The organism is Nesiotobacter zosterae (genome assembly GCF_033843645.1).
Taxonomy (GTDB): domain Bacteria; phylum Pseudomonadota; class Alphaproteobacteria; order Rhizobiales; family Stappiaceae; genus Pseudovibrio; species Pseudovibrio zosterae.
Map to the genome: position 1 here is coordinate 95,125 of NZ_JAWXVZ010000003.1, position 16,356 is coordinate 111,480.

The following is a 16,356-nucleotide window of genomic DNA, read 5'->3' on the forward strand; positions in this document are numbered from 1 at the left end:
TTGGGCGGCGTTATTGTGCCAGTGACTTTCCGGCACAGCGCAGGTCTTCGCAGGCTTCACCAAGGCGCTCAATGATGCCTTGCTCACCAGCGCGCAGCCATTTGCGCGGATCGTAGAGCTTCTTGTAGGGAGTACCGTCTTCCGGGTCGATCTGATACTTGAAAGCCGCAGCGTTTTTCTCAACATACGCACCAACTGGGTTTGCAAAGGCAAACTGTGTGTCGGTGTCGATGTTCATCTTGAAGACGCCGTAGTTGAGGCTCTCTGCGATCTTGTCCTTGTCAGAACCAGAGCCGCCGTGGAACACCAGTGCCAGCGGGTTCTCAGGCAAATTGTGGGTCTCGGCGACCAGCTTTTGGCTTTCCCGCAGAATTTCTGGACGCAGTTTAACGTTGCCCGGCTTGTAAACGCCGTGAACATTACCGAATGACGCGGCAACGGAGAAATGACCCAACTTGTTCAGGCGGTCATAGGCCTGCAGGACATCTTCAGGCTGAGTATACAGCTTCGGATTGTCTGCGCCGATGTCTTCATCAGAACCGATGCCATCTTCTTCGCCACCAGTGACACCGAGTTCAATTTCAAGGCTCATCTGCAGCGGTGCCATCATCTTCAACAGGCGCTCGCTCTCGGAAAGGTTGTCCTCAATGCTCTCTTCGGAAAGGTCGAGCATGTGAGAAGAAAACAACGGCTTGCCGGTGTCCTTGAAAAACTGTTCGCCATGCTGGATCAAAGCTTCAAGCCATGGCACCAGCTTGCGGTTGGCGTGGTCTGTATGCAGGACCACTGCCACGCCGTAGTGTTCTGCCAGCAGGTGGACGTGGCGAGCTGCGGAGACTGCACCCAGAACCTTCGCCTGGAAAGCATCTTCCATGCCGAGGCCAGCGTTAAACTGTGCGCCACCGTTGGAGAGCTGAACAATGATGTCTGATTTGTTTTTTGCAGCTGCCTCAAGAACAGCATTTATGGAGTTGGTGCCAACCACGTTGACGGCTGGCAGAGCGTATTTTCCTTCTCGGCACGCATCGATAAGGGTTTTGTAGTCTTCACCGAAGACAACACCAGGCTTAAGCTTTCCCATGATTGATTTGCTCCCGAGGTTAGCTGTTATCTAGATCTTGCATATAGTCAAACGTGCCTGCAAAAACAGGTGTGTACGGCCTTTGCCGTGTGCGCGTACCCTAATGGTAGTCATTGGTGTGAGCAACTGAAACAGGTTACGCGCAGCAGTACACTAATCGATTTTAAAAAAGTTATCCTGCGGAAATTGGGTGTGAAAACAGTGCTCCGTGCAATTGCGCGAAAGGTTATCTGTCTGGCGCAGGGCCATGCAACTTTCCGGCTTGCTTCAACCACCGACGCCAATCGGCGCACTCTTGATCCTGCCTGCAAGAACCTCTGCAATATGGCGCAGTTCAACGCCAGACCCGAGTGCTTTCAAGGGGCCGGACAGGCTCATGAGCATGCCGAGATCTTCGGCCACAAAAAGCCCTGCACCAGAACGGTGAATACGGCGGGCAAGCCCGTTGATCTGTGTTTTGTCAGAGAGCAGCGCTTTGGCGTTTGCCGGGTCTGAGCCAATGTCTGGGAAATCCAGCAGCTCCACGCCTTCAAGGCTGGCCAGCAGATGACGTCCCGGCGTATCGCTGCCAAACAGAGTGGGCCGATGGCTGGTGGCCAAATAAGCAAGGCGTCCATGATAGGCACCAAACGGTCTTTCAGGGCGATAGTGATCCCAAAGAAACTGAGTGAGGGAATAGATCCGCGGCGCAGAATTCCCAGCAGCTGCGGCCTCAAGAGAGCGCGCACAAGTGTGCGATATAGCGACCACCACGTCATACTCAGCGAATCTGGCCAGTGCATCCGAAGCCATGTCTTTTGCACTGTCGGCCTCCCCGGAAGTCTCAGCGGTACAGCCGCAGCAGCTCTGGCCGCGCGGCATGCCAAGCCTACAGCCCGTCTTCTCCAGCAGATCAAGTGCGGCCTGAACAATCTGCGGCCTGAACGTATCTGCAAGACAAGTGGAGAAAAGCCCGACATGAGGGCTGGGAGCATTCGACATGGGTAAGCTTGTGGCTTGTTTGCTAAAGACGTGTGATCGTAACACAGCAGACAGTCCGCCGGAACGAAAAGAGGGGGCCGCCAGCCCCCTCATGATCACATATTCAAGCCTTTGCCAAGCTTATTTGGTCGTACCGTCCAGATTGTACTGGTTGAGATACGCGATCACGTTTTCAATGTCTGCGTCCTTGCGAAGGCCCGCAAATGCCATTCGGCCCTTCGGTATGACATCCTTTGGCTTGCGCAGGTATGCAGACAACGTTTCCATGTCCCACACGCGGCCTTCTTCTTTGCCAGCCAACAGTGGTTTTGAATACCGATAGCCATCAATATGGCCCCAGCCAGCGCCAACAACGCCGTTGAGTACCGGGCCGACTTTGTTTTTCGCGTCCTCTCCAACGGCGTGGCAAGCTTGGCACTTGCGGAATACCTTTTCACCTGCTTCTGGATCGCCTTCAGCCATGGCCGAGGTTGCGGCCAGCGCAACACCAAACGATACCAGCGCGCCTACAAGTCTCTTCATTCGGACAAATCTCCCTCGATTGTCGGGCAGTCTGGGACTGCCCACTCCACTAAACCTTTAAGAGCTCTTCTAAAGGTGCCACCACTTTCCCTTTAAGGTAAGCGGAATGGATGACGACATGTTGTCGCAGATTTAGAACGGCTCAAATCAAAAACAAGCCTAATTGATCGAATTGCCGATCTCCGGGAGGTCCGCATCCCAATAGGGACGGGGGCTGTAGAGCGTGGCAAGGAACTCCACAAAAGCCCGAAGCTTTGCGGGAACGAAATGGCGAGATGGGTAGACAGCCTGAAGGGCAATGTGCCGAGAAGCGCGATAAACCGGCAGTATGGTGACCAGTTTGCCCTGCCGGAGCTCTTCTCCCACATCCCACGTGGAGCGAAGGGCAACGCCAACCCCGGCCAATACCGCCTCGCGGACTACTTCACTTGAGTTGGTGCGCAGCGGACCACGGGAGTGAACGGTAACATCTCCTTCTGGTCCTTCCAGCCGCCAAAGCTCCTGCTGGGTCGCAGCCAGACACACATGGTTTTCCAGAAGATCTTCGAGAGAATACACCGGTCCATGACGCTCCAGATATCCGGGCGCTGCACAGAGAATCCGGTGTATCGGAGCGAGGCGCCTGGCAACGAGGCTGGAATCTTCCAAATGCCCGATACGGATCGCCACATCATACCCCTCCCCAACAATGTCCACGAAGGTGTCGGAGAGATCGAGCTGCAGGGTAACTTCCGGGTGGTTCAACAAGAACTGGTTCAGATGCGGGGCAATGTGCATCCGCCCAAATGATGTGGGTGCCGAGACGCGCAGCAGGCCTTGAACAGCTGACGACCGGCGGGAGACATACGCCTCCGCTTCATCTATGGAAGCGAGAATTTCGAGTACCCGCTCATAGTAGCCTTGCCCAGCCTCCGTGAGAGCGATCTGCCGCGTTGTTCGTTGCAACAGACGAGTGCCGAGCCGCTGTTCAAGCTTGCTGAGCTTTTTTGAAACAACCGCTGGCGAAAGCCCGAGTTCACGCGCTGCTGCCGACATGCCGCCGCTTGCAACCACCTGCGTGAAAATCTCCATTTCAGAAATAGTGCTCATTCTCTCTCTTACGGGCTCACTAATTCTCTCAGGGAAAGAGTAGTTCGACATTATTGCTATATCGGCATGTATTGCTTTGTGCCACATTTACGGGAAACTACCAAAACGAAAACGAAGGGCCATTTAAGAGCCACAGGGGACAAAGACACGCGCACTGGGAGGAAGCCCATGTCCGGCATTGCCATGCCAAAGCCCTCTGAAAAGCTGCTCCGAAACAAGATGAAAATTGTTCAGGACTTGCAGCAGATCATCCCGGGAGAGGGGGTGATTTCGGAGGAAGTTGAACTTCGGCCATATGAAACTGATGCGCTGACAGCGTACCGTCAGGTGCCGTTGGCCGTGGTCCTGCCAGAGACTGTTGATCAGGTCTCTAGAGTTCTCAAGTATTGCTATGATAACGATGTGAAAGTGGTTCCTCGTGGCGCAGGGACTTCGCTTTCCGGCGGCGCACTGCCGTTGGCTGATGGCATCCTGATGTCCATGATGAAGTTTAATCAGGTGCTCGATATCGACTTCGAGAACCGCGCCGTTGTGGTCCAGCCCGGCGTGACCAATCTGGGTATTACGCATGCGGTCCAACATGAAGGGTTCTACTACGCACCAGATCCGTCCTCTCAGATAGCTTGTTCCATCGGTGGCAACATTGCCGAGAACTCTGGAGGCGTGCATTCGCTGAAGTATGGCCTCACGACCAACAATGTGCTGGGGCTGGAAATGGTGCTTATGACTGGCGAAATCATTCGCCTTGGCGGCAAGCATCTGGATAGCGAAGGCTACGATTTTCTGGCGCTGATGACCGGCTCGGAAGGGTTGCTGGGCGTTGTGACCGAAGTCACCGTTCGCATCCTGCAGAAGCCTGAGACTGCTCGTGCCGCACTGATCGGGTTTCCGACCTCCGAAGAAGCGGGGCAGTGCGTAGCGGAGATCATCGGCGAAGGCATCATTCCAGGTGGTATGGAGTTGATGGACAAGCTCGCCATCGATGCGGCAGAGGACTTTGTTCATGCAGGCTATCCTCTGGATGTGGAAGCCCTAATGATTGTTGAGTTGGATGGGCCGGAGGCAGAGGTAGATTACCTGCTTGATCGGGTCAGCGCCATCGCCACAGCCAACAACTCCACCTACCTGCGTGTGTCGCAGAGCGAAGAGGAGCGCAACACTTTCTGGGCGGGTCGGAAGGCCGCTTTCCCCGCAGTGGGCCGCATTTCGCCCGACTACCTATGCATGGATGGCACCATTCCACGGAAGGCTTTGCCCGAAGTTTTGCGCCGTATGCAGGATCTGAGTGTGAAGCACGGTCTGCGCTGCGCCAACGTCTTTCATGCCGGAGACGGCAACCTGCACCCTTTGATCCTGTATGATGCAAACAAGCCGGGAGAGCTTGAAGCAGCAGAAGCCTTTGGGGCGGATATCCTTCGTCTATGCGTGGAGGTCGGGGGTGTGCTGACCGGTGAACATGGCGTTGGCATTGAGAAACGTGATCTGATGCCAGAAATGTTCACGGAAGATGATCTCAAACAGCAACAACGGGTGAAGTGCGCTTTTGATGAAAAGCAGCTTTTGAACCCAGGAAAGGTGTTTCCTGTGCTGCATCGCTGCGCAGAGTTGGGCCGCATGCATGTTCACAAAGGGCAGCTGCCGTTCCCCGACATACCTCGGTTCTAGTCAGCTGAAAAACAGAAAATCGGCTTTGGGAGGTCGACAATGGGAGAAAGCTTCAGGCCCAAGAACGCGGCCGAGCTGGAAGAACTGGTGAAGTGGGCAGCTGCCGAACGCGAACCGCTCGAAGTGGTGGGTACCGGCACGAAAACAGCGCTGGGCAGGCAGGTGCAGGGCGCACACACACTGGCGCTTTCGGAGTTGAAAGGCATTGTCGACTATGAGCCCTCCGAACTCGTTTTGACCGCAAAGGCGGGCACGCCTCTCGCGGAGATTGAGACCCTTCTTGAAAGCGAAGGCCAGGAACTCGCCTTTGAACCCGTAGACTATGGTCCAGTGCTGGGCGGGGAAGTGGGAAAAGGCACCTTCGGCGGTGCGCTGGCGGCCAACCTCGCGGGCCCGCGCCGCCTCAAGGCTGGCGCCGCACGCGATCATGTGCTCGGCTTGCAAGCGGTGGCCGGTCGCGGAGAGCTGTTCAAGGCAGGCGGACGCGTGGTCAAAAATGTAACGGGCTATGACCTGGCCCGAGCGTTTTGTTCTTCCTGGGGCACGCTTGCCGTCGCCTCCGAAATCACCGTCAAAGTGGCCCCAAAGGCCGCGCAAGAAAAAACACTCTGCCTGTTTGGGCTGGATGGCCAGCAGGCCACAAACGCCATGTCGGCGGCCATGGGGTCTTCTGCTGAGGTTTCCTCTGCGGCCTACATTCCACCAGCGCTAGCAGCCTCTGTGAAAGGCGAGTTTGCGGGGACCCAAAGCATCACAGCTCTCCGACTTGAGGGCATTCCTGCTTCCGTCGAATATCGCATTGGTACCTTGAAGCGAGAACTCTCTGGCTTTGGGGCCATCGATGTGCTGGAAGCGGATGGCTCGAGAAAGCTATGGCGCTCACTACGTCAGCTGGATGCGTTCACGGGAAGCCAGACGACCCTTTGGCGTGTCTCGGTTGCGCCTACAAACGCCGAGAGTTTCATCTCCGGCCTGTCTCAGGATGCTGTGGTGCTTCGCGATTGGGCTGGAGGCTTGCTTTGGGTCAGTGACCCCGCCGAAAACGATGGTACTGCGTTGCGTGAGGCCTTAAGAAAATGCGGGGGAGGGCATGCCACTCTGGTGCGCGGCAGTCCAACCTTGAGGGCTAGTGCGGAAGTTTTCCAACCGCTCGATCCCGGTCTTGCGGCCCTGACCCGTCGCTTGAAGCAACAATTTGATCCGCATGGGATACTGAATCCCGGGCGCATGTATCCGGGAGTCTAGGTCATGCAAACCAACTTTACCCCCGAGCAGCTGCAAGACCCTCATCTAGCGGAATCTGAGAAGATCTTGCGCAAATGCGTTCACTGCGGATTTTGCACCGCAACCTGTCCCACCTTCACCTTGCTGGGGGATGAGTTGGACAGTCCGCGCGGACGAATTTATCTCATCAAAGACATGCTGGAGAACGATCGCCCAGCGGATGCGAAAGTGGTCAAGCACATTGACCGGTGCCTGTCTTGTCTGGCGTGTATGACCACCTGTCCCTCGGGTGTTCATTACATGCATCTGGTCGATCATGCGCGGATGCACATCGAAAAAACCTACAAGCGTCCGTTTCACGACCGGTTGTTGCGGGCAATTCTGGCGCTGATTCTGCCTTTTCCAAGCCGCTTTCGCTGGGCGTTGATTGCTGCCTCCTACATGAAGCCGCTGGGTGGACTGTTCAGTAAGCTGGGCGGGCCGTTCCTCCGCCTCGCGGCCATGTTGTCTTTGGCTCCGTCGAAAGCGCCGAAGCCTTCAGCGTTTGCTGGTGCAGAGAAAGTCCCTGCCACCGCCGTCAGAAGGGGGCGTGTGGCGATTTTGCAAGGCTGCGCGCAGCCGGTGTTAAAGCCTTCCATCAACGATGCCACCGTGCGGCTGCTAACGCGTATGGGATACGACATTGTGTTTCCCAAAAATGAGGTGTGCTGCGGGGCATTGGTGCATCACATGGGCAAGGAACAGGCATCCCTTGAAAATGCGCGCCGCAATGTAGACGCATGGATAGGCGAGATGGACGGCGATGGGCTGGATGCGATCATCATTACAGCGTCAGGGTGCGGCACCACCATCAAGGACTACGGATTTATGCTTCGAGAAGATCCGGCGTATCGTGCCAAAGCAGACCGGGTGTCTGCAGCTGCCAAGGACATTGCTGAGTTTCTCAAAGACAAGGAGCTTGGCCCGCCAGAGCGACAGCCTGCGCTGACCGTTGCCTACCACTCTGCATGCTCCATGCAACATGGCCAGAAAATAACCCGAGAACCAAAGGATCTGCTCAAAGCCGCTGGGTTCACGGTCAAGGATGTACCAGAAGGGCATTTGTGCTGTGGCTCTGCGGGGACCTACAACATTCTGCAGCCAGAAATCGCCGTGAAACTGCGAGATCGCAAGCTGGCAAATATTGCACGCACAGATCCAGACCTTATTGCGACCGGTAATATTGGCTGCATCACTCAACTTGGCGTTAAGGCAGGCGTTCCGGTCGTTCACACCGTCGAGTTGTTGGACTGGATTTATGGAGGTCCAGCACCCGAAGGACTGGAGGCCTGACTTGTGGTTCTGGGTAGCGCGCACTAACTTTAAACGAATAACAATCGTGTTTATTCGGATAACAAGGCGCCCATCATGTCAGCTGCCGGACAAAACACTGCCGTTGTCAGTTTAGGCATTTCATGCCAAAGCGCACGACAGATAAGAACACACGTCGAGCTGATTTCGAGCCTCATTGGCGAGCCCGTGCAGCACGTCTCCCACTTTTTTGACGGTTTGATCACGCCGCCGGAAGGTCTGGCAAAGTTGCTCGACGATGGCTTTCCGCTCTTTACCCGAGAGCAGATTGAAGAGGGGGCCGGCCACCCAACCTGGCACCCTTATGGCATTCGTTTCTTTCATCATTTTCGCGGTGAAGATGGCATCGCAGACGTCAATCGGTACTTTGAGAACGAGACCTCCCGGTTCAGCTATTTAAAGAACCGTTTTCTGGAATTGCGGAACGCGCAGCATCTGCTGTTCGTGCTTTCAAACTCTCAGAACAACCTGGATGAGGTCGCGGAAGAAACGGAACTTGGCCCGTTTCATTTCGAGCAGCGACATCTTGAAGAGCTGAAAGCGAGCCTGCGCGCCTTTTTTGCGAAAGACTGCGACCTGCTTGTGGTGTCACACGAGGAAAAGGTCGTGGATGTGGAGTATGACCACCTGCACATCCTTGAGCCAGATTCAAGCGAATGGACCGGAGATAAACGCCAATGGGCTGAGGTGTTCCGCAAACACCTGACGATACATGAGACGCTGAACTTTGTTTGAAGCAGCGTCTCTTGCCATCCCGCAGTTAATCTACTGAACGATGACAGTCGCGCCGACCGGTATCTGGGTGTAGAGCTCCATGACATCTTCATTGCGCATTCGGATGCAGCCGGAAGAAACGGCCTGACCGATGGTCCAAGGTTCGTTTGACCCATGGATTCGATAGAGGGTCGAGCCTAGGTAAAGCGCGCGCGCACCCAGTGGGTTTTTAGGGCCGCCGGGAACAAAACGGGGCAGATCAGGGCGGCGCTGCAGCATGGACTCCGGCGGCCGCCAGTCTGGCCACTCCGCTTTCCGTGTCACCTTGTGTGTTCCAGCCCATTCGAAGCCTGGACGACCAACGCCAACCCCATAGCGGCGCGCTTTTTTGTTCGGCAACACATGGAAGAGATAGCGGGCGTTCGTATCGATGATGATCGTTCCCGGCTTGTAATTTCCGGTATAGTTAACCGTCGTTGGCAGATACTTCGAGGGAATTTGGCGGCGCTGCGGCTGCGCAAAGCTTCGCTGCTGCGTTGGCGGCGGGGTCGCAACGACTTGGCGCTGCCTCTGGTTGAAAACGCGATTGCTCTGTGGCGCGATTTGCATGACCCACGGATCAGATAGGTTTGGGCTTAGAACTGGTGGCGGAGCAGAAGCGCGCGGTGTGAACTCAGCATGAGCTGAAAACCCCAATGTCAGCGCGGTAAAACCCGCAGAAAACGCCAAACAGAATTGTCCAAAGCGGATCATCAGTGTTCCCCAAAGCTGCAGCAACTACCCATAAGCTAAACGCCAACTAGAAACCATGGGTTAAGAGCGCAAGTATATCTCCGCAGATATTTAGCCATGGTAAATAAGAGGTAAACTATTAATAGTTTAGCCTTTATTGAATAGTTTAGCTCCATGTTATATGAAGTGCGCAATTGAGGCGTAATTCTTGTGCGCATCAACAGGCAAATCGGCGGTCCCTCCGTGAAGAAATCAATTCTTAAGGGGGCGCTGATTAGCCTTCAGAAAACTGGTGTGATTCGAGGTTTTGGTGGTCCTGGGGCGACTCGATTGAGTTGTAGGCCAAAGATATCCTCGGAAAAAGTGTGGTGCACTAAGCGCTATTGCTGAGACTGAAGGGAAGTCTGGAGTGGGAATGGTAGTTGCAAGACGGGCGTATCGCGCTGAAGCCCATTTCGATCGCAGCATGGGCGATGACGCTGACATTGGTGTAGGCGATACTTTGCGGCACCGCGAAGTCATGCGTGAGCTGGCTGAACTGAAGACGTTAATTCAGCCGCAGCCGGATGCGGGCACCATCTCTGAACATCTCACGAGTGCACTTCGTCAAGAACTTGGCGAAGCCGCGAAGTTGAAGGTGGAGCTGGATGCCATCCACGATGCGATCGCGAAGACGAAAACCGAAATCGCGGCGTTGCATCGCAAAGCGGCTCAAAACGAGCCAGCCCGCAGCCACGTAGCCAATGAGCTCGACGCTATCGTGCGGGGCACTGAAGGGGCGACCGAGCAAATTCTGGGTTCTGCGGAACACATTGATGAAATTGCTGCGACGTTGGGAGGTTTCATTCCTGACGAGCATCAGGGGATGGTGAATGACATTCAGGAACGAGTGATCACCATTTTCGAGGCCTGTAACTTTCAGGATCTCACCGGCCAGCGCATCACCAAGGTGGTGGCAACGCTCTCCTTCGTGGAAGAGCGCATCATTCGTATGATGGAAATCTGGGGTGGGCTGGAGAGCTTCAAGGATGTTGAGGTGCCGGAAGAGCCGCCAAAGGATGAAAATGAGGCCCTGCTTCATGGTCCATCTTTGGATGGCGAAGAAGGTGTTGTCTCTCAGGACGATATCGACGCACTGTTTGCTTAATTAAGCACGATTTGAGGCTTCAACAGGGATGAGATGCTCATTGTTGTTGAAGCCTTTCCTTTTTGTGTTAGAACAAACAATGAACGAATAGGCGGGGGAGCAAGAGGATGTCTGAGATTGAAGAGGCACCGAAGGGATTGCTGCGCGGTGAAGATGGTGCGTGCACCTGCTGGTGGCATGGGGGCGATCCATTTTACAAGGACTACCACGACAAGGAGTGGGGGCGGCCTGTCTTCAACGATCAACGCCTTTTTGAGAAGATTTGTCTCGAAGGGTTCCAGTCAGGTCTCTCGTGGATCACGATCCTGAGAAAGCGGGAGAACTTTCGCTCTGCATTCGCTGCCTTCGACTTTGAGAAAGTTGCCCTGTTCGATGAAAACGATGTCGAGCGTCTCGTTCAAGATGCGGGGATCGTCCGCCATCGCGGCAAGATCAACTCCACCATCAATAACGCCAAGCGTGCTCTGGAGCTGCGGGAAGAATTTGGTTCGCTGGCCAAGTACTTCTGGTCATGGGAGCCCGGTGCCGATGAGCGGCCTGAAAAAGCTGACTATGAAGCCCTCTCAGCACTCGGCAAGACAGTCACCTCCACAAAGCTGTCCAAGGACTTGAAAAAGCGTGGCTGGAGCTTCGTAGGCCCGACCACCGTTTATGCGTTCATGCAGGCCATGGGCATGGTCAATGACCATGTGGAAGGGTGTGCCTTTCGTGAAGTGGTTGAGGCGGCGCGGTCTGCAGCCGAGCGCCCATAATGACGCTGCGCTCCAGCTATCGCTCAAGCAAAAGCCGCCTCGAGGCGGCTTCTACTGGCATTCAACTAAACCTCGACCTCAGATGAAGGTCCGCAGTTAACTGGAGACCCGCTTTTTAAGTGGGTCGAACAGCGGATTTTCAGTGGTAAAGACATAATCCAGCCCAGCAACGCTGACCAATGGCGCACCCTTGGCGCGCAGCCAGCCAGCCACCTCGGCCACAGCCTTTGACGGGCAATGTAGGGTAAGAACGGCATCCTTCGCGCTTCCAAAAGGAGCGCTGCAGCCGAACTTCTGAACGGCTTGCTTGGCAACGCTTTCTGCATCTTTCACGGTGCAGCGTATTTCCTTGAGCTTCTGCGCTTCATCTTGTGCGGCGATTTGGTCAAGGACCTGCCGCGCTACTTCAAGGTTCTGCGAAGACCAACGCGCGGTCAGAGACGCAACAAGGTGGGCCTGTGATTGCATCATCACGCCGTCCTCGGGCACCTTTAGCGCATTTGCCTCCAACGTTGAGCCAGTGGAGGTAATGTCCACGATCATCTCGGCTGAGCCTGCAGCCGGAGCCCCTTCCGTTGCGCCTGCACTCTCAACAATCCGGTAATCCAGAATGCCGTGGCTGGCAAAAAACTGCCGCGTGATGTTCACATACTTGGTTGCAATGCGCATGCGGGAACCGTGGCTGGCGCGGAAGTCAGACGCCACATCTGCCAAATCGGCGATGGTCGTTACATCAATCCATGCCTTTGGCACGGCGATCACAACATCTGCATGGCCGAAGCCAAGCGGTGTGACGATATGCGTTTTTTCTTCCGGGCGGTCGATGTTCTCGCGAACAAGATCTGTGCCGGTAATGCCAAAGTGCACGGTCCCAGCGGCGATCTCACGCGCAATTTCGGAGGCGGAAAGGAAAGCGATCTCGAGACCGCCGATGCCTTTGATGTTCCCCCGGTAGTTGCGTTCACCGCCCGGACGTTCGATTTTCAGGCCTGCTTTGGCGAAAAAGGCCTCTGTCTTTTCTTGAAGCCGCCCTTTGGAGGGCAGTGCAACGATCAAATTCTCACTCATCGATTTGCCCTCTCTCAGATGCGATCCAGCCAGGTGGTGAAGCCAACCGCTGGCACCGGCTTTGCCGCGCCGAGCAACTCCACCAGCTTGTCATAGCGGCCTCCGCCCATGAACTGGCCAAGATGTGCGGTGCACTTCGCATGCATTTCGAAGACGAACCCGGTGTAGTAATCAAGCCGACGACCGAAGTCGCCGGAATACTCCAGCTGGGAGATATCAATGCCACGCTCGGCCATCAGGTCCGTACGTTTCGCGAGCCGCTGAATGGAGGCATCAAGTTCCAAGCCAGTTTCCCGAGAGAAGGCATGCAGCGTTTCAACAGCGCGGTCCGGCGGTGGGCCGGAGATGTCGAGATAGGCCTTCAGGCGTCCGAGCGCATCCTTGTCGACACCGGACCCAGAACGGAGCGAAGCCTGTTCCATGAAACGCTCGGCGATTTCGTGAGCCGTGCGCCCACCAACAGCAGCAACGCCTGCGATGGAGAGCAGATCTTCCACCACGGCCACAGCTGCTTCCGGATCCTGTCCTTCCATGGCGGCCAGCAGGCCAAGCTTGCCTTCAGGCGCGGTTTCGTCGCCTGTCATGCGTTCGATAACCGCATCAAGGCTCGGGCGGGTGCCAAACACATCCCGCAGTCGGCGTTGCCAAACCGTTGGAATTTCGAGCGCTTTAAGAACCGCGACAAACAGGCCCTCATCACCAATGCGCACCCTGTAGTCTTCCGCATTCAGAAGCTCTGCTGCTTCCAGAGCAAGGCTCAGCATGTCCGCATCAGCCTGCTCTTCATCGGTTCGGCCAATGGACTCCACCCCTGCCTGCAAGGTTTCACCGCTAGTGCCAGCGCGCTGACGGAACACCGGACCGGCATAGGAGTAGGCGGCAATGCGATCTGACGCTCCGCTCTGCAGGTAATGTCGTGCAACGGGTATGGTGAAATCGGGCCGCAAACATAGTTCATGACCATCCTCACCATGTGTGAGGAACAGGCGACGACGCAGGTCTTCGCCGACCAGATCAAGGAACGTTTCAGCAGGCTGCAACAGAGGAGGGCTCACCTCCTCATAGCCTGTCGATGTGAACAGTCGGCTCAATGCCGTGATGCGTGCGTCGCCCGAAGTCATGTGCTCAGCTCTCGCGTTCTTTTTGTCGGTCTTCTTCCTGAGACTTCAAAAGCTTCAGGACTTCCTCGACCAGGTTTTCCGTCTTAACAGCGAACTGTGCCGGACGGCTCTCCCGCCAGGTCTTGTTGTCTTCAATTTCTTCAGAAAGACGCTTGCCTTCGATCAGATCCTTGATCTGAACTTCGCCGGTTTCGCGCTCCTGAGAGCCTTGGATGATGGCGCAAGGGGAGTTGCGTTTGTCTGCATACTGCAGCTGCTTGCCGAACTGCTTGGGGTTGCCCTGGTACATTTCGGCACGAATGCCTGCATCCCGCAGCTCTTGCACCATACGCATATAGTGGGCGAGACTTTCCGTATCGCGATCCATGACGCAGACAACAACTGGGCCTACGATTTGCTCGTCACCCAGCTTGCCCAGCACCTTGAGCGCTGCCATGAGGCGGGAAACACCGACGGAGAAGCCGGTGGAAGGCACAGGCTGGCTCATGAAGCGAGAGACCAAGCCATCATACCGGCCGCCGCCACCAACGGAACCAAAGCGGACCGGATTGCCCTTTTCGTCTTTCACCTCGAAAGTCAGCTCCGCTTCATAGACCGGACCTGTGTAGTATTCGAGACCGCGAACCACGGAAGGGTCGATCAGAACCCGGCCATCAGAGTAGCCAGAGGCATCGAATAGAGCTGCCATAGTGGCCAGTTCTTCAACGCCTTCTGCGCCAACGGCGCTGTCTGCAATCAGCTTGCGCAGGTTGTCGATTGTGCCAGAGGCCGTATCGGCACCTGCCTCCACAAACGCCAGCACAACATCTGCCGCTTTCTCATCAAGGCCTGCGCCCTTGGTAAAGTCGCCGCTCTCATCTTTGCGGCCTTCACCGAGCAGCAAGCGAACGCCTTGGACGCCAAGTCGGTCGAGTTTGTCGACGGCGCGCAGAACCGTCAGACGGCGCTCTGCATGTTCGTCACCAGCAAGGCCGATAACTTCCATCACACCATCAAGCACCTTGCGGTTGTTGACGCGAATGATGTAATCGCCCCGCGCGATCCCCAGGCGTTCCATCGTATCGGAAGCCATCATGCAGATTTCCGCGTCCGCAGAAACGGAGGGCGCGCCGATGGTGTCCGCGTCAAACTGCATGAACTGGCGGAAGCGGCCCGGCCCCGGCTTTTCATTGCGGAATACATATCCAGCGCGGTAGCTGCGATATGGCTTTGGAAGATGGTCAAAGTTTTCAGCCACATGACGGGCGAGGGGCGCGGTCAGGTCATACCGCAGGCTCATCCATTGCTCATCGTCATCCTGCAGCGAGAAAACGCCTGCGTTCGGGCGGTCCTGATCAGGCAGGAATTTTCCAAGCGCATCCGTATATTCGAACTGTGGGGTTTCAACAGGTTCAAAACCGTAGAGCTCATAGGTCTCCTTGATGACCTTGAGCATGCGATCCATTGCCAGAAGCTCAGTAGGCCCCCGGTCCACAAAGCCGCGGGGCAATCTTGCCTTTAGCTTTGCACTCTTTTTCTTTGCCATGAGGGTTACTCATCCCTAGGAACTGTGCGGACTGTTTTAGGCGGCGACTGTAAAGCCACTCGTTAAATGTCTCCTAGACCATACAGGTATCAAGGGCAAGGCAAGAGCGCGCTGGAATCCCGAGTGATCTTATTAAACAGTGCTTGCATTATCGATATTTACAGCTAACGTCCCGCCCAACAAGTGCTCCGCGTTCCGCTGAGAACCTGACGATTTCCAACTGGAGAATTCACGTGTCCGGCTCGACCCTGACCGCAGAAGCGACTTCCAGCAACCTCACTGGTCAAAATGCCATTGCTGAGGTGTCCATTGTTCTTCCCACATATAATGAGAGCAAAAACATTCCACTCGTTTTTGAGGCGCTGAAGCAGTGCCTTAAGGGCGTTGCTTGGGAAGTAATTGTTGTTGATGACAATTCCCCAGATGGAAGCGCGGAAGTTGCCAAGAAGATCGGTCAGCAAGACAGCCGCATGCGGGTAATCAGACGCGTTGGCCGTCGTGGCCTGTCAGGCGCTTGCATTGAGGGCATGCTTGCCTCTTCAGCCAAGTTTGTGGCGGTCATGGATGCCGACCTTCAACACGATGAGACGCTGCTGCCGCGTATGCTCGAAGAGCTTCGAAGCGACCAGCATGATATTGTGATTGCCTCTCGCCATGTGGAAGGCGGGGAGGTTGGCGACGGTCTGTCGGCATTCCGCGAATGGGGATCAAATCTCGCCAACTCTCTAGCCCGCCGTTTCCTGAAAGTTGAACTCTCTGATCCCATGAGTGGGTTCTTCATGCTGCGCCGTGAGGCTTTCGAGGAGCTGGTCCCATCGCTGTCTTCTCAGGGTTTCAAGATCATGTTGGATATCGTGGCCACCTCCAATGGTTCGCTTCGCATCAAGGAACTCCCATTTGTTTTCAGAGAGCGCCTTCATGGAGAGAGCAAGCTGGATACGCTGGTGACCATGGACTATCTCGGCCTGCTTATGGCCAAGTTGTTCCATGATCGTCTGTCCATCCGCTTCCTCATGTTCTCTTTTGTTGGTGCAACCGGTGTCATCGTTCACCTTATCGTTCTAAAAACACTGCTTTCGACACAGATCGCAGAGTTCAGCGCAGCCCAGCTTGCGGCCACTTTCGTGGCCATGACCTCCAACTTTTTTCTCAATAATCGCCTGACCTATCGAGACCGCCGGCTCAAGGGCGCAGCATGGTTCAGGGGGCTATTGACCTTCTATCTTGTCTGTAGCTTCGGCGTTCTCGCCAATGTGGGTGTCGCAGAGCTGATCTACGCTCAACAGCCATTGTGGTGGCTGGCGGGGGCCGCCGGTGCGCTTATGGGGGCTGTGTGGAACTACGTGGCAAGCAAAACGCTCACTTGGCGCCAGAGTTAAAACCAC

15 protein-coding genes are annotated in these 16,356 nt (G+C 55.6%); 7 read left to right on the forward strand and 8 right to left on the reverse strand.

The annotated features are described in order from the left end of the window. Nucleotides 1–10: 10 nt before the first annotated feature. From fbaA to Q3Y58_RS05145, 4 genes are all read right to left on the reverse strand, one after another. Nucleotides 11–1,081 carry a class II fructose-bisphosphate aldolase gene (gene fbaA / locus Q3Y58_RS05130; protein WP_319621311.1) on the reverse strand — a complete coding sequence of 357 codons (1,071 nt, stop codon included), beginning with the start codon at nucleotides 1,079–1,081 and terminating at the stop codon, nucleotides 11–13. A gap of 267 nt (nucleotides 1,082–1,348) precedes the next feature. Continuing rightward, complete coding sequence (locus tag Q3Y58_RS05135; RefSeq protein ID WP_319621313.1) at nucleotides 1,349–2,062, reverse strand: (Fe-S)-binding protein; 714 nt, start codon at nucleotides 2,060–2,062, stop codon at nucleotides 1,349–1,351. Nucleotides 2,063–2,182: 120 nt separating this feature from the next. Then, a complete protein-coding gene (locus Q3Y58_RS05140) occupies nucleotides 2,183–2,584 on the reverse strand; it encodes a c-type cytochrome (RefSeq protein WP_319621314.1) in 402 nt (133 codons plus the stop codon). 159 nt (nucleotides 2,585–2,743) lie between these two features. Further along, nucleotides 2,744–3,673 carry a LysR family transcriptional regulator gene (locus Q3Y58_RS05145; protein WP_319621316.1) on the reverse strand — a complete coding sequence of 310 codons (930 nt, stop codon included), beginning with the start codon at nucleotides 3,671–3,673 and terminating at the stop codon, nucleotides 2,744–2,746. Nucleotides 3,674–3,841: 168 nt separating this feature from the next. Here Q3Y58_RS05145 and Q3Y58_RS05150 point away from each other — a divergent pair, with 168 nt between their 5' ends. The 4 genes from Q3Y58_RS05150 to Q3Y58_RS05165 all read left to right on the forward strand — a co-directional run bounded on the left by Q3Y58_RS05150 (nucleotide 3,842) and on the right by Q3Y58_RS05165 (nucleotide 8,647). Continuing rightward, nucleotides 3,842–5,338 carry an FAD-linked oxidase C-terminal domain-containing protein gene (locus Q3Y58_RS05150; RefSeq protein WP_319621317.1) on the forward strand — a complete coding sequence of 499 codons (1,497 nt, stop codon included), beginning with the start codon at nucleotides 3,842–3,844 and terminating at the stop codon, nucleotides 5,336–5,338. 39 nt (nucleotides 5,339–5,377) lie between these two features. Then, nucleotides 5,378–6,583 carry a glycolate oxidase subunit GlcE gene (glcE, locus tag Q3Y58_RS05155; RefSeq protein ID WP_319621318.1) on the forward strand — a complete coding sequence of 402 codons (1,206 nt, stop codon included), beginning with the start codon at nucleotides 5,378–5,380 and terminating at the stop codon, nucleotides 6,581–6,583. Nucleotides 6,584–6,586: 3 nt separating this feature from the next. Beyond that, nucleotides 6,587–7,894 carry a glycolate oxidase subunit GlcF gene (gene glcF, locus Q3Y58_RS05160; RefSeq protein ID WP_319621319.1) on the forward strand — a complete coding sequence of 436 codons (1,308 nt, stop codon included), beginning with the start codon at nucleotides 6,587–6,589 and terminating at the stop codon, nucleotides 7,892–7,894. A gap of 75 nt (nucleotides 7,895–7,969) precedes the next feature. Beyond that, complete coding sequence (locus tag Q3Y58_RS05165) at nucleotides 7,970–8,647, forward strand: hypothetical protein (RefSeq protein ID WP_319621320.1); 678 nt, start codon at nucleotides 7,970–7,972, stop codon at nucleotides 8,645–8,647. A 30-nt stretch (nucleotides 8,648–8,677) separates the two neighbouring features. On the opposite strand, the gene Q3Y58_RS05170 is transcribed toward Q3Y58_RS05165, so the two are convergent. Further along, nucleotides 8,678–9,379: a L,D-transpeptidase gene (locus Q3Y58_RS05170; protein WP_319621321.1), complete on the reverse strand. Its 702-nt coding sequence runs from the start codon at nucleotides 9,377–9,379 to the stop codon at nucleotides 8,678–8,680. Nucleotides 9,380–9,773: 394 nt separating this feature from the next. Between Q3Y58_RS05170 and Q3Y58_RS05175 the strand changes: the two genes are divergently transcribed. Continuing rightward, nucleotides 9,774–10,505, forward strand: a complete 732-nt coding sequence (locus tag Q3Y58_RS05175) for a protein phosphatase CheZ (RefSeq protein WP_274219523.1) — start codon at nucleotides 9,774–9,776, stop codon at nucleotides 10,503–10,505. Nucleotides 10,506–10,612: 107 nt separating this feature from the next. Beyond that, complete coding sequence (locus Q3Y58_RS05180) at nucleotides 10,613–11,257, forward strand: DNA-3-methyladenine glycosylase I (protein WP_319621322.1); 645 nt, start codon at nucleotides 10,613–10,615, stop codon at nucleotides 11,255–11,257. Between the two features lie 96 nt (nucleotides 11,258–11,353). Here Q3Y58_RS05180 and hisG read toward each other — a convergent pair whose 3' ends face one another. Genes hisG through hisS form a run of 3 tightly spaced genes read right to left on the reverse strand, consistent with a single transcriptional unit; the run spans nucleotide 11,354 to nucleotide 14,971 of the window. Continuing rightward, nucleotides 11,354–12,325 carry an ATP phosphoribosyltransferase gene (gene hisG, locus Q3Y58_RS05185; RefSeq protein ID WP_319621323.1) on the reverse strand — a complete coding sequence of 324 codons (972 nt, stop codon included), beginning with the start codon at nucleotides 12,323–12,325 and terminating at the stop codon, nucleotides 11,354–11,356. A 14-nt stretch (nucleotides 12,326–12,339) separates the two neighbouring features. Further along, nucleotides 12,340–13,446 carry an ATP phosphoribosyltransferase regulatory subunit gene (locus Q3Y58_RS05190; RefSeq protein WP_319621324.1) on the reverse strand — a complete coding sequence of 369 codons (1,107 nt, stop codon included), beginning with the start codon at nucleotides 13,444–13,446 and terminating at the stop codon, nucleotides 12,340–12,342. A 4-nt stretch (nucleotides 13,447–13,450) separates the two neighbouring features. Then, nucleotides 13,451–14,971 (reverse strand): histidine--tRNA ligase, encoded by a 1,521-nt coding sequence (gene hisS / locus Q3Y58_RS05195; protein WP_319621325.1) that lies wholly within the window; start codon nucleotides 14,969–14,971, stop codon nucleotides 13,451–13,453. A 248-nt stretch (nucleotides 14,972–15,219) separates the two neighbouring features. On the opposite strand from hisS, the gene Q3Y58_RS05200 reads away from it, so the two are divergent. Next, on the forward strand, nucleotides 15,220–16,350 hold the full coding sequence (locus Q3Y58_RS05200; RefSeq protein ID WP_319621573.1) for a glycosyltransferase family 2 protein: 1,131 nt from the start codon (nucleotides 15,220–15,222) through the stop codon (nucleotides 16,348–16,350). Nucleotides 16,351–16,356 lie beyond the last annotated feature (6 nt).